Origin of the sequence: Geminocystis sp. NIES-3709 (genome assembly GCF_001548115.1) — a bacterium.
GTDB lineage: Bacteria > Cyanobacteriota > Cyanobacteriia > Cyanobacteriales > Cyanobacteriaceae > Geminocystis.
On the sequence record NZ_AP014821.1, the window covers coordinates 1,622,370 to 1,646,009 of the forward strand.

The window sequence follows — 23,640 nt, forward strand, 5'->3', positions numbered from 1 at the left end:
AAAGTTATCCTGTAAGAGTAAGTTATTATCTCTATTTTATCCTAGTTATAGTAAATTTTACCATAAATCACAAAAGATTAGTGATTGTAACTTGAATTTTATCTATAGAATAATGTTTAGTTAAAAACACCGATCGAGCTAATTAAATGATGAATATCGAAACGGCTAAACAAAAGGTATTTGCCCTATTATTAATGAGATTTAAACTCTCCACCATAGATTCTTTTGAAATTACCAAAGATTGGCTTAAAAATCATCCTGACAATGATTGGAATACTTTAGAGTCTTGTTTAAAAAATAATTTGATGCGATTAGAGAATAATAAGTTAGTAGAAATATATGACCAACGCATCATCACATTAGTCAATGATTTGCGAGGAAAAGAAGGTTTAGAAATAAAAGATAGAAAGTATCGTTTAACCACTTATCATAAGTGTTTTGTCGGTTCAGAAGCGATCGAATGGATGGAAAAACGGTATATTTTGTCAAAATCAGAGGCAATTAGATTAGGACAAGAATTAATTGACTTAAAAATTATTCATCATGTTACGGATGATCATGAGTTTAAAAATGGATTTTTTTTCTACCGTTTTTATCTTGATGAATAATCGATCGACAAGTCCTAAAATTCTTCTGATGAAAATAAAAAAGAGGAAATAATAGAAAATGGGGAAAAGTGAAAGAAACTGAGAACTTCAAAATTCCCCACTAACATTGAGTTTTATTTTTTCGGCAATAAAGCGATGGGATTAATCGCACCTTCCCCTCTAGGATGAATTTCAAAATGCAAATGAGGGCCGGTACTAAAACCAGTGCTACCCATATTAGCTATTTGTTGTCCTTGTTGAACAAATTGTCCTCGACGTACATGGATTTTGCTATTATGAGCATAAAGGGTGACTGTACCATCAAAATGACGAATTTTAACTAAGTTACCAAAACCACCAGAGTTCCATCCGGCAGTGATAACTTCTCCATCGGAAGCCGCTAAAATAGGAGTGCCTACTGGAGCCGCAATATCTATACCTTTGTGCATTCTGCCCCAACGCCAACCATAACCGGAAGTAAATACTCCCTTAGCAGGCCAAATATAGCCGTTAAATGGACGATCGCCTTCTGGAAGATAAGGTTCAGGAGAATTTATCTGAGGTAAATCCGGTGAAACCATTTGCCCTGCGGAAGGAGTGATCATCGGATTGTAATACTCTACTTGAATAGGGATCACACTAACTAAATCTTGATCTGTTGAATTTTCAGTATTTTCTAGTTGGGAAGGATTAATGATTCTGTTGTTACTAGGTTGAAAATTACGATCGACTACATTAGACGTGTTACTAATCAAGGTAGGTTGTTCTACATTCTTGATGGAGATGTTGGTTTCAGTCTGTTGTCTTGCAAACCCCTCATTAGTGGGTACAACAACAGGTATATTTATTGGATTATTAACGACAACAGAATTATTAACAGTCGTAGGAGGTTCATTTTCCACCTGAATAGGTATAGAGATGGATTGACTATTACTAGAAGGCTGATAAGGTAATTCTACTGCAATGGGTAAGGAAGTAGATTGAGAGGAAGAGTTTGTAAAATTTTGAGCAATCAAATTTGGAGACTCTAACCTATTAACCACTAAATTATCAGTTTTAATATTGCCTAAAGAAGGATTAGCTTTAGCTTGATTAGCAATATTTGTTACCCTTTCATTTTTGGCGATCGTGTAGCTATTCTGCTCAATATTATCAACCATAGAAATAGAAGTCGAAGGACTCAATTCAGAATTGATAGTCTGAGAGTTTTCTACTAAGATAGACACTTCTTCTGCCTTACTTACTAATAAAGTTGGGCGAGAAAGATCTAAATTTTCTGTTGCGGTGGCAGTGGTAGCCGCTTTGGCTAAACTAGGATTGATGATCAACCCTAAACCAAGCACTAGAACTGTTTGAGGCAATTTTTGCGATACTAATTTTAAATTCATGGATACAATTTCCTTTTTACTCGTCACACTCTTAAAATTGGACGGTAAACTATCGAACTAAACGATAATCTACTATTCTGAACATTAATTGAATGATAGTTATTTTTAGACTAAATTTTAGCTCAATATATCAATAAATGTCACTAAATTTTTGATAAAATGATATAAATTTCTTATAGGTTTATTTATGATTATTTTTATTCAACTTTAATAACCTATTGATTTTCTATATAAAGAGTAATACTTCTCTTTTATGAAGACGATTTAGAGAGAATTAAACCTCAAAATATATAATTTTTACTTATACTGTGTTTAATTAGTCATTAACCATTGACTTTTGTTTTGATAGTATAAATAAACTACCATCTCCTCCTCTACCAATGCGTAAAGATTCATCAATATAAGTTACTTTTAAACTTGGAATTCTTCCTTGAGGATTTCTAGCATTAAATACTTTTATGGGATCGAATATAGATGTTTTAATACCTAAAATTTTCTTAATAGAAATATATCTTTTTTCAAAATTGACATTAATTATATCATTTGGTAAAACTTCGTTTTCTGCAATTTTAGGGCTAAAAGTAGCTGTTACTTTCACATATCCACTAATTAATCCTGTAGAATCTTTCACAAAAGCGATATTAAAAAAAGAGGCTTTTTGAGTGTCAATTATTTGATAAACTTGTTTTAATTTAAAGCCAAAAGGTAATTGATTTAAAGAGCGAATTTCCCTAGCCGTGGAATAGTGTAGTTGCCAAATTCCATCTAAGAGATTAACCCCATAAAGTAATAGTTTTGGGAAAGGATTATAGGTTTCTAAATTATTAGTTATTTTTTCAACATAATCACTTTCTGAAGGAGATAACATTAAATCTGTGATGGGATATTGAGGATTGATATTTCTCTTGTGGGCTAGAGTTTTTATTTCTGATAATAATGCTTCTTTAAGAATGAGACGACTTTTCAAAATTTTACGTTACCTTATATATTTAGTTTTTTGTAATGATATGATAACTTAGATGTGTCTCAGCTTACCATTTTCGTCTATTGCACTAAATATTTATACTCAGCAAAGGGATTAATTTAATCTTGATGAAGGTTGAGAATGGGGAATCGTCTTTATAGCACTAATCATTGCCTATACAATTACAACATCAATCACTCAATACTTATCAATTATTTTTTTTCTAAACGAATTACCTTTCGACACTAAGTTAAATTGAAAATTTTTATTTCAAATGTTAAACAAGTATTAAGGTTTATCTTTTTTGTCAATTATTTATTAATTTAAAAAAATAAAGATCTATAATAAGAACAGAAGCAAGATTGTTAAAATAACTTAACTAATCTGAATTAAGATCGAGTTTCAAAAAAGAGATCACTTAAACAATTCTTCTATAATAACAAAGTTTATTTCTAACATGATGTGATGTGAATAAATCCTTTAAATAATAACTAATTAATAAAACAAAAACAATATAATTTTTACACTTTAATAAAACTTTATCTGTCGTTGTTTTAATCATAATTTTATTGATTTAGTTAATAGACATCTAGGATTATTCCCAAGAATAGGGTTAAAACAGTTATTCTATCACTGTTAAATAAAGATGTCTAATATAAAAGCTGAAAATATTTTTGTCAGTAATATATATTCTTGACTGTTAGAAAAATCATGTTCATTAATTAATGATAAACACCAATAATTTTATTTATAAATTTAAAATTTATTGCGAAGAATCAGCAATGATTTTGTAGTGATAATAGAAAATAGTGATAGGAATATAAATAAATATATTCTAAAAGTTTAGATACTTTTTAAAATCATAATTTTTAAATACTTGTAAGTAAAAAATCTTTAAAAAATATTACTTTTTAAAATCATGAAAATAATTAAATCTGTTTTTGTTTTGAGTTCTATTCTGGTAATAGGTCAAGCGATACCTGTTAATGCACAGTCGATAAACAATTGTTTTACTCAAGCTAAAGATAGTAATAATCCAATGGAAGAACTTACTGCTTTAGGCCGAGCTGTACATTTAGCTCGTCAGACTGGAGAAGCAACGAATGGGGGATTGACACAATATCGAGCTGAAGCATCGATGTTCGGTTCAATAGATCAAGTGAATTGCGTAGTTAGTGATAATAACACATGGACTTTTACTTTTAAAGGTTCTACTCCGTATTCCAATATTCCTACCCTTGAAACAGCTATCCGGGTTAATCATCAAACTTGGGAAACCTTTGTGGATAGTAATACTCGTATTTATTAAAAATTTAGAATATCAGTAGATGGAAAAATTGATAAGTAGGAGTCGGAATCAAGCTTAGAACTTTAATTAGAGAACGATCTGATCTTAGTTCTTTTTGATTTATCTTGGGATGTCTAATGGTTCTAATTTATTGAGAGAATAGGATTCTTTCGGTTTTAGATAGAGATTTTCTAAGACAACTCCGGCACCTGCAACCCAAGGGGGTGCAATTAAAGCTCCAAGAATGCCTAATACTTGCACTCCTCCTAATACAGCTAATAATTGATATAGAGGTTGTACTTTAACACTAGAACCTACTAATAAGGGATCTAATACATAAGTTTCTATGTTTTGAATGATCACAAATAGTAATAATACCCACCAAAACGTCCATCCACTTTGTGCAATCGCCACAATTAGAGCGGGAATGGAACCTAAAACGGGGCCAAAAAATGGTATTAAGTTAGTAAAACCGGCAATTACGCCTAAACCCAAAGCAAATTCTGTAATACCAATAAATTTTAAGCCGATGGTGATGGCTATTCCCAAAATTAGGGATACTAAAATTCTACCTTGAATATATTTTCCCATACGATCGCTAACTAGGGGAAACTGATTTTCTAGGCGAATATCCCAGGGGGTAGGGAATAAACTAACAAAATCCTTGATTAATTTATTTGAACCTGCCAACATATATCCAGAAAAGATGATAGAAAGAATAACATTTAAAGCACCCCCAACAATACCTTTTGTTAGTCCTAGAGAACTAACAATCAATTTTTGACTCCATTTTACACCCCATGCGGTTAAACCCTGTAAATCTAACCATTGATCAATTAAGTTTAAGGCTTTTGGCTCAGTAATACCAAAACGAATGATCAAAGATTGAGTTAAGGTGGTGATTATGTCTAAATAGGTTGGTAATTTTTGTAATAATCGCTGAATTTGAGTTATTACTGTCGGCCCGATAATTAAACCTGCCACGGTAATCAGTAAAATAATTAGTAAATAGGCTAAAATTACTCCCAACCATCGAGGAATCCTAATTTTTTCGCCGTAATCAACAATCGGAGCTAAAGTTGCGGCTAAGACGGCAGAAATCATTAAAATGACTAATAACCCTCTTAGTTGCCATAACAAAATAATTGATAATACCGTTACAGTAACCACAGCAATACTACTGATAGAAATAGAAGTCGATCGAGTTAATTTGTTCATGTATTTTTACTATTTCACTTAAATCAGACCAAGAAAAATCCCTAATCTTCCAGTGGTGAACTACATAAATAAAACGGATGTTTTAAATTCTCGTAACCACTTAAAACTAAGGGTTTTTAATTCTAAATTTTACATTATCAACTCTTGTTTTCTGCCTGTGACTTTAGATTGATACGATCGAAATATATAATTTAAGGATTCTGTTGAACTTCATTTTTTTTAGAAAATCCCCATACAAACATTCCAATAATAACGCTAATCATAAGCCATTCTGGAGGTACAATGTTGGGATAAATTACTTTAACAATTAATCTTAAACCCACTAAACCAACGGTAATAAATCCTGCATCTTGTAAATGAGTAAATTCTTCAATCCAACGAATAAATAATTGTGCCAGAAAACGTAAAGCAATTACGCCGATCGTACCACCTGCAATGATTAACCAGATTTCATCAGCAACGGCAATGGCGGTAGTGACACTATCTAAGGAAAAAGCCAAATCAGTAAAAGCAATCATCGGAATAGCTTGCCATAAGTTTTTAAAATTAAGTTTAGATGCACCTTCTTCTTGTTCATCATTATTACTAGAAAAATACTGATAAGTTAACCATAATAAATACAAGCCTCCCAGTAAAGAAAATTGCCAATATTTAATGACCCAAGTCGCCGTCACGATTAATAATATTCTTAGGACATAAGCCATTAATAATCCAATATTTAAAGCGTAATTTTGTTGTTTTTCGTCTTTTAATCCTTGGGCAATAGAGGCTAAAGCGATAGCGTTGTCGGCGGATAAAACAGCTTCTAAAGCTACCAAAATGATCAAGATAAAGGCAGTTTCAATACCAAAATCAATAGAAGGGTGTAAAATTTGGTCAAGCATTAAGATTTTGTACCTTGTTCAATATATGTTACTATGCGTTTAATTATGGGGTCGAGCTAATAATCTTTTTCCTTGATGGAGGGTGCTAATTTTTTTGCCTCTTTCCCCACTCTTTTTCTATTTTATTATTTAAAGTACTTTTTAGTATAGTTATGATTCTGGGATTTGATCCGGGTAGAGATAAATGCGGTTTAGCGGTAATAAATAATAAAAAAATTTTATATAGTAAAGTAATATCCAGTGAAGATGCGATCGTTGTCATAAATGAGCTAATTGATAAGTATAAACCTTATAGGTTAGTAATGGGCAATCAAACCACTTCTAAACAATGGCAACAGAAATTAAAAGATAATTTAAACTTATTTATTGAGATAGCGTTAGTAGATGAAAAAAATAGTACTGTAGAAGCCAGAGAAAAATATTGGGAAATGTATCCCCCCAAAGGTTTAAATCGATTGATACCGAAAGGTTTAAGGACTCCTCCTCGTCCTGTAGATGATATTGTTGCAATTATACTTATCGATCGATATTTGAATAAAATATAGAATGTAGAGATAACAACACTTTGAGAATGATAAAAAGGTATTAGATGTTACCTAGTAGGTATTAGGTTAAATTAAAACTATTAATTACTTATTATTTATTTTAATTATTAAACCAGTAAAATTATGTCAAAAAACTATTTTATTTATCGCAGTAATCAGGATTTAGAAAATATATATAAAGCCATTATTTTATGGTTTAAAGGAAAACAATATGAAGTAGAAGGAGTTGAAAAACCAGATACTTATTCAATCCAAGCGAGAAAAACAGGGACAATTAGAACGTTATTAGGTACGAATTTAGCCTTTAAAATTAAAATTTATCCCTCTCAAGATAAACTTGCTAATCAACGGGAATTTATTATAGAAACCAGTCGAGGAAAATGGATTCAAAACATTGCAGGAGCTGGTTTTGCTGGTATATTTACTGGGGGATTTACGATTATGACAGGTATTGCTGGTGCTGGTTGGGGATTAGTTTTGGAAAGTGAATTAATTTCTTATATAGAAAATGATCTAAATTATTGTCGAGTAAAACCTGGTATTTCAACTGCTAATAATAAGCCAAATTTTAATGTTGTCGATCGAGAATTTTCTTCCTTCAATAATGTGGTTAAAAATCCTAATCAAAAACAGATAATTGAGGAATTAGAAAACGAAATTAATAAACTAGAAATTGCTTTTACTGATGAAATTTTAACAGAGGGAGAATTTTTGAGAAAAAAGGCTTTTCTGGAAAAAAAAATAGATGACTATGAGGTTAATTTTGTGATTGAAGGAAAAATCAGTAAACTTCAAGAGGCTTTTTCTCAGGGAATTTTAGATCAAGATGAATATGAAGAAAAACTCCATGATTTAGAAGCAAATACAAGAGAAAAAATATTACAAGAAAGACATTTACAACGGAATAAAAATAAAATTGCAAAACTAAAAGAAGCCCTAGATAATGGTGTTATTACAAAAGAAGAATATCAAGCTAAAATTGCTCGTTTATAACTATATAAAGGTTGCTGAAAAGTCTTCTGATGAAGAATAGGTATTAGGTTAAATTAAATAATGAAGAATTAAAACTTTGAGTAAGAAAAAATGTATAAGAAACACCACCTAAAACCAACGATTAGACTAAACACATTAATTATAAGTATTCTTCCTAATTCCCTTTTAAGCAACCAAAGAAAGATTATTTTTAGATAGCACCCCTTGATAAAAGTTTCTTAATTGAGCTGTTGCTGAACTCCAGCCCCATTTTTCAGCCTCTAAACGAGCATTTTGTCTTAATTGTTCTCTTTCCTCTTTATGGGATAATAAACGACGAGTAGCATCGATCGCACCTTGAGCATCATCAGGATCAAACATATAACCATTAACTCCATCGGTGACAATGTCTGGAATCCCCCCCCGTCTAGCGGCAACAACAGGGCAACCCGCCGCCATCGCTTCTAATAAGACTAATCCTAAAGTTTCTGTAGAGGAGGGAAAAATAAAAGCATCTGCACAAGCATAAGCACTTCCTAATTGTTCTCCATGTAAATATCCTACAAAATTAGTATTAGTATTGGCGAAATAAGCCTCTAATTCTTGTCTAGCGGGGCCATTCCCCACGATCGCTAATCTAGCCTCTGGAATACTCTCTAAAACAGGTTTTATCTTATCAATCTCTTTTTCCGCAGAAACTCTACCCACATATAATAATAAAGGTGCATCGGGATTACCTTGAGATAGTTTATTTCTCATCTCTCCAGAAGCTAGACTCGGATGAAAAGAATCAGTATCAACTCCTCTTTGCCATAAATCAACTCTTTCGATTCCATGATTTACTAACTCATCCACCATTGCTGTCGAAGTGCAAAGGTTTAATTCTGCTTGGTTATGCGCTAATTTAAGTAATTCCCATAAAATACCTTCTAATGCCCCTAAATTATAATGATGGAGATATTGTGGTAAATGAGTATGATAGGAAGCGACTAAAGGAATATTATATTTTTTTGCGTAGAAAATTCCTCCTACCCCTAAAACAGCTGGATTAACCACATGAACTAAATTTGGTTTAAATCGTTGTAAGGAAAAACCAATAGAAGGGTTAGGAATTGCCAATTTTAATTCTGGATATAGGGGTAGAGGAATACCTTTAATACCGTTAATTTTTGCCCCTTTATATTCCTTTAAACCACCGTCAGGAGAAAAAATTAATACCTCATCTCCTTGTTTTTGTAAATGTTCAACGGTATGTTTTAAACGGGTAACAATGCCGTCCACTTTAGGCAAAAATGTTTCGGTAAATAGGGCAATACGCATAAATAGATGATAGTGAATGATCAATAATTAAGTAATAAATATATCACTACTTGCACAATCTATGACAAAAAAATAGGTAGTAAGGAATTAAGAGAAAATAATCCTCAATATTAAGTTGTATTTATAATAATACGATTTAAGCTATGGGAAAAAGGTTATCAAAAGATTTTAAAAAGAGTATTAGGTTTTAGATTTTAAAAGAGTTTCAATACTTTTTTCTATTAATTGATTATTCACTTTTGTAAATCAAATTTTATAGCCATAAGCAACAATATCAAATGAATGTCTAATCAACTCTAAATTAGTAAAACCGGCTTCCTGTAATTTTTTCTCTAAATTCTGAACTGTAAAACCTGTTTTGTGTGCCATATAAGGCATACCGGGATAAGTTGTACCCATACCATAAAACATCCAAAGGGCTGGGACATTTCCTCCGGGAGATTGATATAAAGGAGTATCTTCCATTTCTCCTCTAACTACCCATTCGGCAGCAGTTTGCATATCTGGTACCACAAACATAACAAAACCTTTTGGTTTCAAAACTCGTTTAAATTCTGCTAAAGCAATGGGAACTTCAAAATTATAAATATGTTCTAAATTATGGGAAGAAAAAACTGCATCTACGCTGTTATCTGATAATGCACTTAAATCAGTAATTGTGCCAATTATATCAGGTGTAACGTTGGGATCAATATCTAGGCGAATTTCTAACCATTCTTCACTCCGAAATTGTTGAGGTAAAGCATTTTCTCGATAGGTACCACATCCAACATGAAGTAATAATTTTTTATTTTTTTCATTACCTTCATTTAGTTTAATTAATCCCTGTTTATTGATCTTATTTATTTGTTTATAAATAAGGTTATTTTGCCAAAGTAAAATTACTAATTCTTGTTCTAAGATGGGATATAATTTAGTATCTTTATTAACTGTTAAAAGTTTATGAATACTGGTTGTATTATTATAAGTTTGAAAATCATCGATCGCATCTTTAGTTTCCTGTTTTTCTATATGAGAAATAATGATAAACGCTTCTTCGGCTAAAAAAGGTCTAATTGACATTAAAGTATTGAGAATTGTACGGTAGCTTTTTTCACCATCAATATAAAAAATTCCTATTTTATCATCGCTTTGTAAGGCTTTTAAATCATTACAAAAATTATTAATATCTCCCTCATAAATACATACTTGATCTAAGCAATTAAAAGAAGTTAAATTATGATTTATTTTTTGTAAGTTAATATTATTATTTTCAATAATTCCATAGCCCATAGTTTCTGAATTCATTAAACTAGAAATTAAACTAACTCCTAAATTATCAGTTATTTCACAATAAATTTCAGCTTCTTCTAAACAAATAACGGCAGTATTTAATAATTTTAAAAAATAATGATTTATATTACTTTCTAATTGTTTCGACAATAAAAAAAATCGATCGTTGGTAATTTCTATTGATTCTTGTTCGATCGAATTATAAACTTGTGGTAATAGTTCTAAAAATTTTTTATAGTCCATATTATTATTACTTAGTTAAATGTAAATATTTAGAGTGTTGATATAAAATTAATTTTCTATATTAGAAGGATTTTCTAGTTTTCACATACCTTTAAATATATAGCATTTATCAGAATGATGAGGTACAGTAACAGCAATGGGTGAACCAATTGTGCATATCTAACTGTGTTACTTGCTCCATGGCTTTTCCAATCGCCTCTACTAGATCATGATAATTTCTCGGTTTTAGTTTTCTGATCTGATTTTTGACTTTCGACCAAAAATTTTCAATGGGTGAAAAATCTGGGGAATAGGGTGATAAATACACCAATGATGCCCCCACTTTCTCTATTTCCTTTCTAATTGTTTCTCCTAAATGAATTTTTGCATTATCCATAACTACACAAGCTCCCACCCATAATTTGGGCACTAAATCTCTGATCACAAAAGCCTCAAAAGTTAAGCTAAGACGCATTGATTTGGTATATAATTTAAGTCAGAAAAGATAAAACTTAGGTGTGATTTATGCCTTCTAAAAATTTTTTGTCAGAGGAAGGAAGAAAGAAAGTATCTACAAGATGCTTTAAAAATAGAAAAGAGATCGGAAGTCAGGGAAAGAATTTTAATATTTTTATTAGAGAATGATGGTAAAAATTATCAAGAAATAGCAGTTTTTTTGGGTTGTTCCCCCAAAACGGTGGCTTACTGGGCAGTTCATGGTAATCCTAATAATGTAGATTCATTGCAAGATAAAAGAAGAAAAGGAAACCAAACAAAAGCAACGGATAAATATATTGAAAGATTATTAGAAGTAGTTGATAAAAATCCTGAAGATTTTGGATATGATTTTGGTCGATGGACGGGGCAAAGATTATCAGAACATTTGGAAAAAGAAACAGGAATTAAATTAAGCAAATCACAAGTAGTGAGGATATTAAAAAGAAAAAAGTATAGTTATATTTGGGGAAAATATAGTTTAGAAGACAAACAAAATCAAGAACAAAGAAAAGCATTTAAAGAAAAATTAGAACATTACATAGAAATAGGTAAAGAGAATCCTGAGTTAGTTCAAGTATGGTTTTGGGATGGGGCGTTTAAAGTGGCGAACTAAATTCGCCACACAGCCCCTCATGAATGTGGTTTTAGTTTAAGGGTGATAAGAAGAAAAACATGGACGAAAAAAGGAAAAAGAAAAAAGGTGAAGGGAGAAAGAAGAAGAGGAAGAGTAAATATCATGGGAGGAATAAGATATTCGGATAAAAAAAGAAGATGTTTTGTAATAAAAAAAGGTGATTCAGAAACGTTTTGTGAACAATTAAAAAAGTTATGGGAAGAAATAAAAAATGAATGGGTAAGTAAGGGAAATGATGAAAAAGATTTTAAAGAATGTGGTCCGAAAATAATCATAATATTAGACAACGCAAGTTTCCATAAAAAAAAGGAAATAGTAGAAAAAATAGAAAAAAATCTACCGAATATAAGACTAGAATATTTACCGGTATATAGTCCAGATTATAACTTAATAGAATTAGTGTGGCATTCGGCAAAGTAATATATAGCTTATAGAAACTTTGAAAATAAAGAACAGCTAGAAAAAACAGTAAATTACTTATTAAATGAAGGAGGTTTAGTAATTAATTGGAGTAAAAAATTTAAGAATAAGGGTGAATTAATCAATGTAAGTTAAATGCGTCTTAGCTTAATCCATCTACAGAACCATAAATATTTCTTGATGCTACTACTTCCTTTAAGGATATTGCCGTCACTATAGAAACATTACCCCCTCTTTTCTGGGGTTTTTCTCCTCTGACTCTGTACCCTTTTTTTGCCCTGCCATAAAGGCGAAGCATTGCTAAATTACTTCCCGATTCGTCCACAAAAATTAAGTCCTCTTCATTAATTTCTCTCACTTTATCCCAATATTCAGATCTTTTTTGTTGAACTCTCTCACTATGTTTTTCTGTGGCATACAGTGTTTTTTTTTGACAGTATAGTCAAATTTACGATTGATTCTGTCAATAGTCGATGTACTGAGTTTAAGTCCAGTTTTTTTCTCAAATAACTCGGCTAATTCCCAGAGAGTAGCATCATTATTTTCGTTGATAATTTCTAACAGGACAACCGTTTGTTCAGGATTTATTTTGGGGGGTCTTCCCCCTGAATGACGAGGTTTGAGATCCCCAGTTTCTTGATACTGCTTGATTATCTTTTGTACAAAACTTTTTGCCACACCAAAATTCTTAGCTAATTGACGAATGGAGCATTGTTGCTTTTCACGAGCATGAATAATCTTTTGTCTTAAATCCAAAGAGTAGGGACGCATTAGATTAATGTTAATATCGTCTAAATTTTTTCATCTCAAAATTGTACCTCATCATTGTAAGAAACGCTATAAATAAATTTACTTAAAATAAAAATAATACCTAAAACTTTTAGTAATTTATGAATAATTTAAGCATATATAAATTAAATGAATTTGAGGTTATGATTTAATTGATTATAAATAATTTACGATCGATATTGATAACTTGTTATGAATTGAATAAAATCAATTATCTTTTCAAATATAGCGTTTATCTAAATAGTAAGGTACACCTATTTCTTAATAGCAATGGGTTTGACTCTGCTCTGGAGTACCTCATAAATATAAGAATTGCTATATATTCCAAATTCTATTATGCTCATCTCTTAAACAATATATTGGTGATGTCAATAACAGTATAATTAAAATGACTTGTAATTAACCAATATTTTATTGACTATGAACGAGAAATCTGATTTACAATCATTACCTTTACCCCCGGGAGATTTTGCGTTACCTTTCATCGGTGAAACTCTAAATTTTTTGTTCGATCGAAATTTTTATCAAAAAAAAATTGCTAAATACGGTAATATCTTTAAAATCAATATTTTTGGTAATCCCACTGTAACTATGATAGGAGGAGAAGCCAATGAGTTTTTATTTCGTCATGAGAATCAATATGTAGTATCAACATGGCCTAAAACCACTAAAGTTTTACTAGGAAAAACATCATTATCTGTCAAAAATGGCGATTTTCACACCTCTAGGCGAAAAATATTAGCTCAAGCCTTCCAGCCACGAGTATTAGCTACTTATTTGCCGACTATTGAGACTATCACACAAAATTATCTCAAAAAATGGGCAACTTTAGGAGAATTTACTTGGTATCCTGAATTGAGAAACTATACCTTTGATATTGCCACAAAACTATTTGTGGGAGTCGATAATTGCTCTCAAACTCGATTATGCCATTTGTTCGAGGAATGGTGTGAAGGTTTATTTAGTATCCCTGTTGATTTGCCTTGGACAAAATTTGGTAAAGCGCTGAAATGTCGTGAAGAAATGTTACAAGAAATTGAGATGATTGTCAAACAAAGACAAAAAGAGGGTAATGTTAAATCTGATGCTCTCAGTCTATTATTGACCGCAGAAGACGAAAATGGCGATCGATTAACCTTAGAAGAATTAAAAGATCAAGTACTATTATTATTATTTGCAGGTCATGAAACTTTAACATCTGCGATCGCATCTTTTTGTTTATTAACAGCACAACACCCGGAAGTATTAGCTAAAATTCGACAAGAACAAAAAACTCTAAATTATCAACCTCCTTTTAGTTTAGAACAATTAAAAGAAATGACTTATTTAGAACAAGTTTTAAAAGAAGTACTTCGATTAATTCCTCCCGTGGGCGGTGGTTTTCGTCAAGCGATTCAAGACTTTTCCTATCAAGGTTATCATATTCCCAAAGGTTGGACAGTACAATATCAAATCGCCCAAACTCACCAAGATAAGACTCTCTACCATCATAAAGACAAATTTGATCCCGATCGATTCTCTCCAGAAAATTCCGTCGAGAAACAAAAAAAATTCGGTTTTGTACCTTTTGGCGGTGGTTTAAGAGAATGTATTGGAAAAGAATTTGCAAGATTAGAAATGCGGGTTTTTGCCTCTTTATTAACCCAAAATTATCAATGGGAATTATCTCCAAATCAGGATTTAACCATGCAACTGATTCCTACACCCCACCCAAAAGATGGATTAAAAGTTAAATTGACAATGAACTAAAAATCATATTTACCTGAGTGAGCTGTAAGAAACCTTTAAAAATATGGGAATTTTAGACACTTTTAGTTAAAGGGATTAGCTTTTAGCTGTTAGTTTTTAGCCTTTTTTCCATTAAAGAATAAGTAATCAATTACTAATGTTGATCAGAAATTTAACTTCACAATAGCTAATTGCTAATCACTGATAGCTGACTGCTAATTAAACATAATTATTTCTCACGACTCATATAGGATTGCTATATTTAATAAATTCATCAACAACTTTACTCAATCCTACAGAATTAGAGGCTTTAAATAAAATTCGATCGCCTTTTGTAACCACTTCTCTTAAATGTTGTAATAAATCATTTTGATTACTAAAAATTTCTGTGGGAACACCGATCGAACCTTCTGCCATAGCTTTGGTGACATCTTCATCTGCTAAAATCAACAACATATCCAGATTTAAAGATTTCACTGTCTCCCCTACCTGTCGATGAAGTTGAGTTGCATATTCTCCCAATTCTTTCATTGTACCCAAAACTGCAATTTTCCGTTGTCCTTCCGCTTGTTTTAACAAATGTAATGCCGCTATCATAGACTCCAACCCTGCGTTATAAGTCTCGTCTAATACCTCAATATCATTCCCTAATTGATGGCGTTTTGCCCTTCCTTTTGGTAAAATAACTTCTATTCCCCGTTCTAAAACAGATAAATCGATACCTAATACTTTACCAGTAGCGATCGCACCCAAATAATTAAGAGCATTATGTTCCCCCAACAATGGTAGAGGATATAATTTATTATCCACTTTGAGAGTATGATTATTTACTAATTCTCCTCGAAAATTTCCTGATTTTAAACCATAGGTAATAGTTTCTCCCTTCCATATTTTTGTAGCAGTTTGAATTAATAAGTCATTATCACCATTAAGAATTGCTACCCCCGAATTGTCCATTTTTGCTAATAATTCGCATTTTGCTTTTGCAATAGCTTCTCTCGAACCTAACCTTCCAATATGAGCAGTTCCTACATTAGTAATTAAACCAATATTTGGGTTAGCAATTTCTGTTAATAAGGCGATCTCTCCTTCTCCTCTCATAGCCATTTCAATTACTGCATATTCATGAGTTTCATCTATTTGTAAAAGAGTCTTCGGGACACCAATTTCATTATTATAATTAGCTTCTGTTTTTAATACTTTTCCCTGAGTACTTAATACCGCCGAAATTAACTCTTTTGTGGTCGTTTTTCCTACCGATCCTGTTATACCTATTACTGGTATATCAAGAGTTTCACGCCACCAATGAGCAATTTTTTGATAGGCTTGAAGAGTATCTTGTACTTTAAATTCTGGTATTTTAATTGACTCTAAATAAGGATAACTTTGATTAGTAATTAATGCGATCGCACCCTTGTCAATTGCTTGATTTAGAAAATTATGACCATTAAAAATTTCACCTTCTAAAGCGATAAAAATTTCTCCTTTTTTAAGACTACGAGTATCTGTACTCACTCCCTTACATTCTTGTGTTAGAATGTTGTCGGGAATATTAATATCATTTGCCTCAGTAATTTCACGGATAGATTGAAGATTTGCAAAAACTTTCATAGAAAAAAAAGATAAAAAATTCAGTATTTTAGCTGATAGAAAAATGCAGAATATGTACTAAAATTTAAGTAAAATAACAGAAAGCAAAATCGAATGATTGCTTTAAAATAGTAAATAAATATAAACCAAAATATACCATACCATGAACTGCCGTGAATATCTCATCTCTATCAGAACGTCATAATTATCAAGATACTTCCACAGAACAGTATCTTTATGATCACTTGTTAGAATGCGTCAAAAGTCAGTCGCCACAACAAGTGCTAGATAGATTTCGTTATTTATTTATTCAGGCAAGAAATTACGATAATCCTCAAATATTAGAAGTCTTAGCTAAAATTATACGAAATAAAAATGCTTCAACAACTTTCCCCGCAATTTTAAATCGTTGTTGTCATATTCTTCTTAATCGTTGGCAGTTACATCCCAAAACTCAGGGTTATGTGGTGGAATTTGTAGAATTGTTTGATTTACTACCTTCGGGAATGGGTAGAGGCTATGGACAATCTTACTCAAGTAGGATGAATCAATTAGTTAGAGAATTTTTGCAGACTGACTATTATAAACAATTAAAACGTCTAGCAACCATCGTCAGTGAAAGTCACAATAAAAAAACTAATCCGGGTAAAAAAGAAGAAGTTGTCGGCAATTTAATAACCCGATACCCCTATCTTTATGATCATTGTCTCTTAGGTGCTGATAGTAGCACAGAACAGCAAGAAACAGTATATAAAGTTAAAACAGAGTTAGAAAAACAATTCGAGTCGAAATTATCCAAGTTTGTCACCTATCAAATTAGGGTAGCACAAGCAGGACGGGCAAAAATGGAGGAGTTAAATAACGATCGTCTTATTAAACCCGTTACTAATCCTACCCTATTAAGCGATCGAGATTTGGGAAAAAGTTTGAAACATTATGTCGGCAAAGTAGAAAATGGTTATTCCTATCAAGAATTATCTCGTAGTTTTTTAACCCATACTAACGATACTCGTAACTATCAATTATTTAAAGATGATTTATATGAGTATATAGTTCAATCTGTTGACGGTAAATACGGCAAAAATAGTTTCAATAAAAGATTATATGATAAGTTACAGGAGTTATACCCTAAATATCATAACAGTAAACCTGATGAGTTTTTGAAAATGCGTACCTATAGTCAATTATTTAATTATTTGATTGTGGATAGTCCTCAAAATCCTAGTCATTTAGTATTTATGGATATGATTAGTAATATGGGTACAACTAAAACCATCGGACTTTTATTAAAATTAGTGTTACTTTGTAGTAAAGTTAAACCTTACCTAGAAAAAAGATTTTCGATTTTATTCAATCATTATGAATCCTTTACAAGACAAGGAGCCGGTTGGTTAGTGAGAAGTTTAGAAAAAGTTAATGTTGCTTTTAGTGTCAATTTTGGTAATCTCGATATGTCTTTTTTGCGTAGAATTTACGCTAAGATATAATCTCAAATTACTGGTTTAAATAGGTTTTGCGGATAAAAGTAAGATGAATTAATCAGTATTTACCTATAAGGAAAGAATAAAATTTATTTATTGTTTATTCTTCTTGGCGTAAACTAAAATAAGTTGTTGCGATAGTAAGTAAATATAAATGTCTTTTTTACCAAAATATAGACCAGAAAAATTATCTTTAGGCTTTCTTGAGCAAGAAGTTTTAGAGATTATTTGGAATTTGGGTTCAGCTAGTGCAAAAGATATTCATGAAAAAATTTTAGCTGATCCTGAACGAGAATTGGCTTATGCTTCTGTGATGACGGTTTTACAAAGATTGACAAAAAAAGGTTGGTTAGAATATGTCAAAAAAAGTCGTGCTTTTTACTGGTATCCCCTCATTTCAAAAGAACAAGCCAAAGCAATTCAATCTTACGAACAATTAAATAATTTTTTGGCCGTTAGTAATCCAGATGTGGTAGCTTCTTTTGCTGATAGTCTTGATACTGCTAGTGTAGAACAAATACAAGCTATTGCCGATCGATTAACTAAAATTCGTCAACAAAGGGAGGAAAATAAATAATGCACTTTATGCTAATTTTTTCTGCTTTATTAATTGCTTATACAATTCGATCGATTAGTAAGATAAAAAGGGTAAAATATCAAAAAAAATGGGGTTTATCACTATTTTTATTTACTTTCCCACCCTTACTATTATTAATGACTTGTTTGACAGTATTTTTAATGGGTTATCATGGGGAAATGTGGGGCATAAAAGCTAGTAAATTTAGTTATTATTTAGCTGAATCTTTTTTAGTTTTTGCGGTGATAACCTTGATAAAAATTATGTGGGATTTTTATAAATTGTCTCAATTAGTTAAAAAATATCCTTTAGAAAATATTGATGGTCAAAACATCAAAATTATTGAAACCTCTTTCCCTTACGCCGCTCAAGTCGGTTTTTGGAATTCCCAATTAGTGGTTAGTCGAGGGTTAATTAAACTTTTGTCAATAGAACATTTACAAGCTGTAATTGCTCACGAATCTGCCCATAAAGCTCATAAAGATCCTTTCTTTTTTTTCTGGTTTTCTTATTTAGAAAGACTTACTTTTTGGCTCCCTAATAATAAAAATTTATGGAATAATTTATTACTTTTGAGAGAATTAAGAGCAGATAATACCGCATCTAAAACAGTTGATTCTTTACTCATCGCCGAAGCATTATTAACTGTAACAAAGGCAACTATTAATCAAACAAATCCTCTTACTTTTAATTGGGAATGCCCTTTTATGAATTGTCGTTTAGAGGAACGAATTGACAATTTACTAACTGATTCGAGTCAGTTTACTACTTTTAATTGGGTACAAATAATTTGGTTATTTTTAGTATTTGTTCCTTGGATTTTCTTTCCTTTTCATAGTCCTTGTTAAAAGATTTGATGTCAAAGGCACACTGCTCGTTCGTGGTGGGTATTACCCACCTTAAACTTTAATTTACACTTAATTGATAGCGATTAGTTAGTTTATCTAACTGTTGTGTTAATAAGCTGAGAAATAATCCTACATCGGTGACAATCCCAACGGATTCCACAGAACCTCGATCGCTTAATTTCGTTACTACCGCAGGATTGATGTCCACACAGACCATTTTTACTCCTGATGGTGTCATGTTGCCTACTCCGATCGAATGAAGCATAGTAGAAAGCATAATAATCATATCCGTACCCTTTAAAAGACGAGAATAGTCTTCTTGTGCTTTGATCAAATCCATCTGAGTATCAGGTAATGGCCCATCATCACGAATTGAACCGGCTAGAGAGAAAGGAACATTATTTTTTACGCACTCATACATAATGCCTTTGGTAACGAGTCCTTTATTTACCGCATCGGTGATACTTCCTGCTCGACGAACAACATTGATTACTTTGAGGTGATGACGATGACCACCACTTACGGGAGTACCCTTGCGCATATCGACTCCTAAAGATGTTCCCATGATAGATTGTTCCATATCATGAACGGCGATGGCATTTCCACCTAGTAAACACTGAACGTAACCGTCACGAATTAAACGAGAAAGATGCTCAGATCCGCCAGTATGGATAACTACAGGGCCAGCTACAACGGCAACTTTACCCCCTTGATCACGAATATGGCGCATTTCCCATGCAATCTGTTCAACTAATAACTCTACACGGCGCTCACTAGAAACACCCCCACTCATGAAACTAAATTCTTGGGTTTGGTTACGTTGTTCTCTGGATTGAGGCGATCGTACTGTACGGATACCTTCTACACCGATAACTACTTTTTCTCCTACCTCCAAGTCACGCAATAATTTACAACTAGCGGTAAAACCTTCTTCAGTTTCTTCAATTACGATCGCACCATCCATGCGTTGATTATTAACTCTTTCCCAATAACCATTGACTCTAACTTCTGTGGGGTAAATAGTTGTTACATAAAAATCATCAGGAGAAACCCCTGCTTTAACCACTGTTTCGAGATTAGCATCAGACTCTTTTTCTGGGAGTGACATAGCGCCCAAATCAATCAGAAGGCTAATAATATCATCCATCACTTCTACTGATGGTGCAGAAATACGCACTTCCGCCGTAGATGGACTTTGCCTTTCAACTCCTAAATCAAAGTTAAGAACTTTAAAACTACCACCTTCTTTAACAACAACATCTAAAGCACGATTCATCAAGCCACTATCGAGTAAATGCCCTTCCATTTTGATCACTCGACTGGTAACAGTAACGTTAGCATGAACGTCATCTAAAATGGGTTCAGTAACTCTGAGGGTAAGACATTTTGCCGCGCCCCCTGCTTTTAAAAATTCTGTTAAGGGAGTTTGAATAACTTTGAAACCTTTGTCTGTGATACTTTGTTCTAAATCATGAGTAATTTTGTTCATGATTACCACATCGTTAATATTAACTGCGTTACAAGCAAAGTTTACTGCATCTGGTTCTTCTACGATGATGCGTCTTTCTTCGGGTACACGCATTTCAATAAGACGGTTGGAATAGCTATCAAAGGCCTGAGGATAGTAGAGTAAGTAACCATTAGCTAAAGGACAAAAACAGGTATCTAAATGGTAAAAACGGTTATCGATGAGGCGTAATGATAAAACTTCCGTATCTAACCATCTAGCAATATAAGGATGAGAGTCTAATTCCGATCGAAATCCGTAACCTGCCCATAACCAACGCCCTTCTCGATCGAATAAAGCATCTCCAGCTCCTTCAAAGGGCAAATCTTTTGGTAATTCATAGACGGTAAAGCCATTTTCTTCAAACCACTCTTTAAAAAAAGGCTCTTCCCCTTGTCTTTCAGGGTGATAGAAACGACTTAAAACCACATTATCCCCTAAGACTAAACCAGCATTAGCGGTAAAAACCATGTCAGGGACACCTTTTTGGGGCGTAACTAAGTCCACAGTAGCGTATTCTTTTATGATACCATAAAGTTTTTCCCATTGCTCTACGGCACGTTCTCGACTAGATTTATGTATATTACCTTCCATCCAGGGATTGATCACATAATCAACATCATAGTGATCAGGGGCGCACATAAGAATGCGAATATCTTGAGTCATAATAATTTAAAATTTACTATAAGATTTAATTGGCTAATAGTATTTCTCACCATCAATTTTTTGCCAACATTCCATTATAACTCGATGTTGTAGGTACTTTTACTTTCATAATTGATATGTCTGGAAACGATAACACCTCAGTTCGAGACAAAAGAGACAAAATTTATGGCAAAGGGCAAGGTATTAGGTATTAGTTGTTAGGTATTAGGTACATAATTAAACAGATTTGGCAAAATTAACCTAAAGCTATCACCCCTAAAACCTAGCCACCATCAATGTCAAATTATTCCCGTACTAAGTATATAAATCTGCTTATTGATAAGAAGGGAATAAATCTCTAGGAAAATCTTCAGCACTTAAACAAGTTTCCATTGCTTGAGTGGCATTTGCTACTTGAGGAGTTCGAGATAAAGCAATTACACATTCAGAATGTCTTAAGGGTAAAAGACTGGCTTGACAAGTGTTTAACGCCATCATGATCGGTGATACAGAAGTGGTAGTCATGGTTTCTTCTATAGGAGTTTTTTCCTCTGTTTCTGTCGTATTGCTAGTAGTTTTGGGAAGGTTACTTTTATTATTAGCGATTAGTGACTGTTTATTGATATTAACAACACAACTTCCTAAATCTAATGGTCTTCTTACTTGATAACAACTTTTGAGGGCATCGATCGCTTTTATTTCTGTAGCACTAGATATAGTACGAACACAGGTAGATAATTCCCTAGGTACTAAAGCATCTGCACAACCAGTTTGAGCTTGTTCAACAGGAATACCTGTAGTGGTTAACTCTTGAAGACAAACATCAAATTGATTATTGGCTTGAGCAGTAGAAGGAAACAAAAAAGTAAATAGAGAAGGAGTAACAAGAATAAGAGTAGTTAATTTAAAAAGGCTTTTCATGATCACAATTAATTTAAAACTATATCTCAAATAATATAGCAATCCTATTGATTATAAATAATTTTTGTCTATCTGCCTAAGTTGTTAGTCCTATTTCGTAATTGAAAATACCCTATTTTTCTTATGTATTTCTATATTATTACTTTTAGTTCCTAACTTTAATCACATTTTTCTATTTAGTGGAAGTACATTACAGGTAATTTTATCTAAGTCTTTTTGTCTTATAATAATATCATAAGGATAATTTTGTCTCTAAAAATGATGAAAATTGATAAGAATTAAACATTTTTAATTTTTCTATTACCTTATGTTCTCAAATTTCTAACCATTTTAATTATAGATTATGAAGTTTTATACTCTTGATGTTTTCACCAGTCAACCTTTTAGCGGAAATCAATTGGCAGTGTTTCCTCATGCAGAAGGGTTATCGTCGAAGACAATGCAAAAAATCGCCATTGAGTTTAACTTCTCTGAGACAGTATTTGTTTTTTCTCCTAGCAATCCTCAAGCTAACTTTGATGTGAGAATTTTTACTCCCGGTGGAGAAATTCCTTTTGCGGGGCATCCGACGATCGGTACAGCTTTTTTGTTAGGATATTTAGGAATGGTTCATTTAACTTCTGATACCACTGAAATTGTTTTACACGAAGAGGTTGGTAATGTTCCTGTTACTATCTACTCCAAATATAATGAAGTAATCGCTACAGAATTAAATGCACCTAATCCTCCTAAATTTCTTCGAGATATTCCGTCAAAAGAATCTTTGGCAGAAGTTTTATCCTTATCGGAAAAAGACTTAAGCGAAAAATTTGCACCTCAAGCTGTTTCCTGCGGTTTGCCATTTTTTATTATTCCCCTGAACAGTTTTTCTGCTTTAAGTAATGCACAATTAAACTTAACAGCATGGCAAAAAACTTTATCTAATCATTTTGCCCCCCATGTCTATCCCTGTTATCAAATGGATAAATTTGAGTGGAGAGTAAGAATGTTTGCACCCAGTTTAAATATATCAGAAGATCCAGCGACAGGTTCGGCTGCCTCAGCTTTTGCTGGTTATTTAGCAAGTTACCAACCTGAAAAAAATGGTAATTGGCAATGGTTAATTGAACAAGGTTTGGAGATTAATCGTCCTAGTAAAATTATAGCCAGTGCGACTAAAAAAGATAATAAAATTATCCAGATTAAAGTTAGGGGTGAATCGGTAATTATTACAGAGGGAATTTTACTTACTTAATCAATAATTTTTTAATTGTTTTTTGATAACCTAGACAGTTTACTAAAATTTTCATGGTTTAAAATCGATCGAATTTTAACAATTTGTTATCATTTGATTTTAATTATT

General features: G+C 32.3%; 17 protein-coding genes and 4 pseudogenes. 10 read left to right on the forward strand and 11 right to left on the reverse strand.

Annotated elements, in window-relative coordinates; genetic code table 11:
* Positions 1–146 precede the first annotated feature (146 nt).
* On the forward strand, positions 147–608 hold the full coding sequence (locus tag GM3709_RS06920) for a DEP domain-containing protein (protein ID WP_082712957.1): 462 nt from the start codon (positions 147–149) through the stop codon (positions 606–608).
* 113 nt (positions 609–721) lie between these two features.
* Here GM3709_RS06920 and GM3709_RS21815 read toward each other — a convergent pair.
* A pseudogene (locus tag GM3709_RS21815) lies at positions 722–1,168 on the reverse strand (M23 family metallopeptidase); the annotation flags it as partial.
* Between the two features lie 1,123 nt (positions 1,169–2,291).
* Positions 2,292–2,942, reverse strand: a complete 651-nt coding sequence (locus tag GM3709_RS06930; protein ID WP_066117694.1) for a PAP/fibrillin family protein — start codon at positions 2,940–2,942, stop codon at positions 2,292–2,294.
* A 916-nt stretch (positions 2,943–3,858) separates the two neighbouring features.
* On the opposite strand from GM3709_RS06930, the gene GM3709_RS06935 reads away from it, so the two are divergent.
* On the forward strand, positions 3,859–4,248 hold the full coding sequence (locus GM3709_RS06935) for a hypothetical protein (RefSeq protein WP_066117697.1): 390 nt from the start codon (positions 3,859–3,861) through the stop codon (positions 4,246–4,248).
* Between the two features lie 99 nt (positions 4,249–4,347).
* Here the strand turns inward: GM3709_RS06935 and GM3709_RS06940 are convergent, their stop codons facing one another.
* Positions 4,348–5,445, reverse strand: coding sequence for an AI-2E family transporter (locus tag GM3709_RS06940; protein ID WP_066117700.1), 1,098 nt, complete (start codon positions 5,443–5,445; stop codon positions 4,348–4,350).
* A 191-nt stretch (positions 5,446–5,636) separates the two neighbouring features.
* Positions 5,637–6,329: a TerC family protein gene (locus GM3709_RS06945; RefSeq protein ID WP_066117702.1), complete on the reverse strand. Its 693-nt coding sequence runs from the start codon at positions 6,327–6,329 to the stop codon at positions 5,637–5,639.
* A gap of 152 nt (positions 6,330–6,481) precedes the next feature.
* Here GM3709_RS06945 and GM3709_RS06950 point away from each other — a divergent pair, with 152 nt between their 5' ends.
* Complete coding sequence (locus GM3709_RS06950) at positions 6,482–6,874, forward strand: pre-16S rRNA-processing nuclease YqgF (protein ID WP_066117705.1); 393 nt, start codon at positions 6,482–6,484, stop codon at positions 6,872–6,874.
* A gap of 123 nt (positions 6,875–6,997) precedes the next feature.
* On the forward strand, positions 6,998–7,867 hold the full coding sequence (locus tag GM3709_RS06955) for an SHOCT domain-containing protein (RefSeq protein WP_066117708.1): 870 nt from the start codon (positions 6,998–7,000) through the stop codon (positions 7,865–7,867).
* Between the two features lie 165 nt (positions 7,868–8,032).
* Here GM3709_RS06955 and GM3709_RS06960 read toward each other — a convergent pair whose 3' ends face one another.
* The 3 genes and pseudogenes from GM3709_RS06960 to GM3709_RS06970 all read right to left on the reverse strand — a co-directional run.
* Positions 8,033–9,166: a glycosyltransferase gene (locus GM3709_RS06960; RefSeq protein WP_066117709.1), complete on the reverse strand. Its 1,134-nt coding sequence runs from the start codon at positions 9,164–9,166 to the stop codon at positions 8,033–8,035.
* A gap of 246 nt (positions 9,167–9,412) precedes the next feature.
* On the reverse strand, positions 9,413–10,681 hold the full coding sequence (locus tag GM3709_RS19645) for a class I SAM-dependent methyltransferase (RefSeq protein WP_066117712.1): 1,269 nt from the start codon (positions 10,679–10,681) through the stop codon (positions 9,413–9,415).
* A gap of 109 nt (positions 10,682–10,790) precedes the next feature.
* Positions 10,791–11,126, reverse strand: a pseudogene (locus GM3709_RS06970) (transposase); the annotation flags it as partial.
* Positions 11,127–11,185: 59 nt separating this feature from the next.
* Here GM3709_RS06970 and GM3709_RS19650 point away from each other — a divergent pair.
* Positions 11,186–12,347, forward strand: a pseudogene (locus tag GM3709_RS19650) (IS630 family transposase).
* A 10-nt stretch (positions 12,348–12,357) separates the two neighbouring features.
* On the opposite strand, the pseudogene GM3709_RS06985 reads toward GM3709_RS19650, so the two are convergent.
* Positions 12,358–12,983: pseudogene (locus tag GM3709_RS06985) on the reverse strand (IS630 family transposase); the annotation flags it as partial.
* Between the two features lie 438 nt (positions 12,984–13,421).
* Here GM3709_RS06985 and GM3709_RS06990 point away from each other — a divergent pair.
* Positions 13,422–14,750 carry a cytochrome P450 gene (locus GM3709_RS06990; RefSeq protein WP_066117722.1) on the forward strand — a complete coding sequence of 443 codons (1,329 nt, stop codon included), beginning with the start codon at positions 13,422–13,424 and terminating at the stop codon, positions 14,748–14,750.
* 222 nt (positions 14,751–14,972) lie between these two features.
* Here the strand turns inward: GM3709_RS06990 and murF are convergent, their stop codons facing one another.
* Entirely contained in the window at positions 14,973–16,340 is a 1,368-nt protein-coding gene (gene murF, locus GM3709_RS06995; protein ID WP_066117725.1) for a UDP-N-acetylmuramoyl-tripeptide--D-alanyl-D-alanine ligase, read from the reverse strand.
* 152 nt (positions 16,341–16,492) lie between these two features.
* On the opposite strand from murF, the gene GM3709_RS07000 reads away from it, so the two are divergent.
* From GM3709_RS07000 to GM3709_RS07010, 3 genes are all read left to right on the forward strand, one after another.
* On the forward strand, positions 16,493–17,806 hold the full coding sequence (locus tag GM3709_RS07000; protein WP_066117728.1) for a hypothetical protein: 1,314 nt from the start codon (positions 16,493–16,495) through the stop codon (positions 17,804–17,806).
* Positions 17,807–17,954: 148 nt separating this feature from the next.
* Positions 17,955–18,377 carry a BlaI/MecI/CopY family transcriptional regulator gene (locus tag GM3709_RS07005; RefSeq protein WP_066117731.1) on the forward strand — a complete coding sequence of 141 codons (423 nt, stop codon included), beginning with the start codon at positions 17,955–17,957 and terminating at the stop codon, positions 18,375–18,377.
* A gap of 8 nt (positions 18,378–18,385) precedes the next feature.
* Positions 18,386–19,225, forward strand: coding sequence for a M56 family metallopeptidase (locus GM3709_RS07010; protein WP_231937630.1), 840 nt, complete (start codon positions 18,386–18,388; stop codon positions 19,223–19,225).
* Positions 19,226–19,283: 58 nt separating this feature from the next.
* On the opposite strand, the gene GM3709_RS07015 is transcribed toward GM3709_RS07010, so the two are convergent.
* Entirely contained in the window at positions 19,284–21,398 is a 2,115-nt protein-coding gene (locus tag GM3709_RS07015; RefSeq protein ID WP_066117737.1) for a TIGR00300 family protein, read from the reverse strand.
* Between the two features lie 312 nt (positions 21,399–21,710).
* Positions 21,711–22,298, reverse strand: a complete 588-nt coding sequence (locus GM3709_RS07020) for a hypothetical protein (RefSeq protein WP_066117740.1) — start codon at positions 22,296–22,298, stop codon at positions 21,711–21,713.
* Positions 22,299–22,641: 343 nt separating this feature from the next.
* On the opposite strand from GM3709_RS07020, the gene GM3709_RS07025 reads away from it, so the two are divergent.
* Positions 22,642–23,532, forward strand: coding sequence for a PhzF family phenazine biosynthesis protein (locus tag GM3709_RS07025; RefSeq protein WP_066117745.1), 891 nt, complete (start codon positions 22,642–22,644; stop codon positions 23,530–23,532).
* The last annotated feature ends 108 nt before the right edge of the window (positions 23,533–23,640 follow it).

Excerpts from the sequence above, each read along its gene's own strand:
- GM3709_RS06945 (WP_066117702.1), bottom strand. The coding sequence starts at position 6,329 with ATGCTTGACCAAATTTTACACCCTTCTATTGATTTTGGTATTGAAACT.
- murF (WP_066117725.1), bottom strand. The coding sequence starts at position 16,340 with ATGAAAGTTTTTGCAAATCTTCAATCTATCCGTGAAATTACTGAGGCA.
- GM3709_RS06920 (WP_082712957.1), top strand. The coding sequence starts at position 147 with ATGATGAATATCGAAACGGCTAAACAAAAGGTATTTGCCCTATTATTA.
- GM3709_RS06940 (WP_066117700.1), bottom strand. The coding sequence starts at position 5,445 with ATGAACAAATTAACTCGATCGACTTCTATTTCTATCAGTAGTATTGCT.
- GM3709_RS07025 (WP_066117745.1), top strand. The coding sequence starts at position 22,642 with ATGAAGTTTTATACTCTTGATGTTTTCACCAGTCAACCTTTTAGCGGA.
- GM3709_RS07020 (WP_066117740.1), bottom strand. The coding sequence starts at position 22,298 with ATGAAAAGCCTTTTTAAATTAACTACTCTTATTCTTGTTACTCCTTCT.
- GM3709_RS06960 (WP_066117709.1), bottom strand. The coding sequence starts at position 9,166 with ATGCGTATTGCCCTATTTACCGAAACATTTTTGCCTAAAGTGGACGGC.
- GM3709_RS06935 (WP_066117697.1), top strand. The coding sequence starts at position 3,859 with ATGAAAATAATTAAATCTGTTTTTGTTTTGAGTTCTATTCTGGTAATA.
- GM3709_RS06955 (WP_066117708.1), top strand. The coding sequence starts at position 6,998 with ATGTCAAAAAACTATTTTATTTATCGCAGTAATCAGGATTTAGAAAAT.
- GM3709_RS07015 (WP_066117737.1), bottom strand. The coding sequence starts at position 21,398 with ATGACTCAAGATATTCGCATTCTTATGTGCGCCCCTGATCACTATGAT.
- GM3709_RS06990 (WP_066117722.1), top strand. The coding sequence starts at position 13,422 with ATGAACGAGAAATCTGATTTACAATCATTACCTTTACCCCCGGGAGAT.
- GM3709_RS07010 (WP_231937630.1), top strand. The coding sequence starts at position 18,386 with ATGCTAATTTTTTCTGCTTTATTAATTGCTTATACAATTCGATCGATT.
- GM3709_RS19645 (WP_066117712.1), bottom strand. The coding sequence starts at position 10,681 with ATGGACTATAAAAAATTTTTAGAACTATTACCACAAGTTTATAATTCG.
- GM3709_RS06950 (WP_066117705.1), top strand. The coding sequence starts at position 6,482 with ATGATTCTGGGATTTGATCCGGGTAGAGATAAATGCGGTTTAGCGGTA.
- GM3709_RS07005 (WP_066117731.1), top strand. The coding sequence starts at position 17,955 with ATGTCTTTTTTACCAAAATATAGACCAGAAAAATTATCTTTAGGCTTT.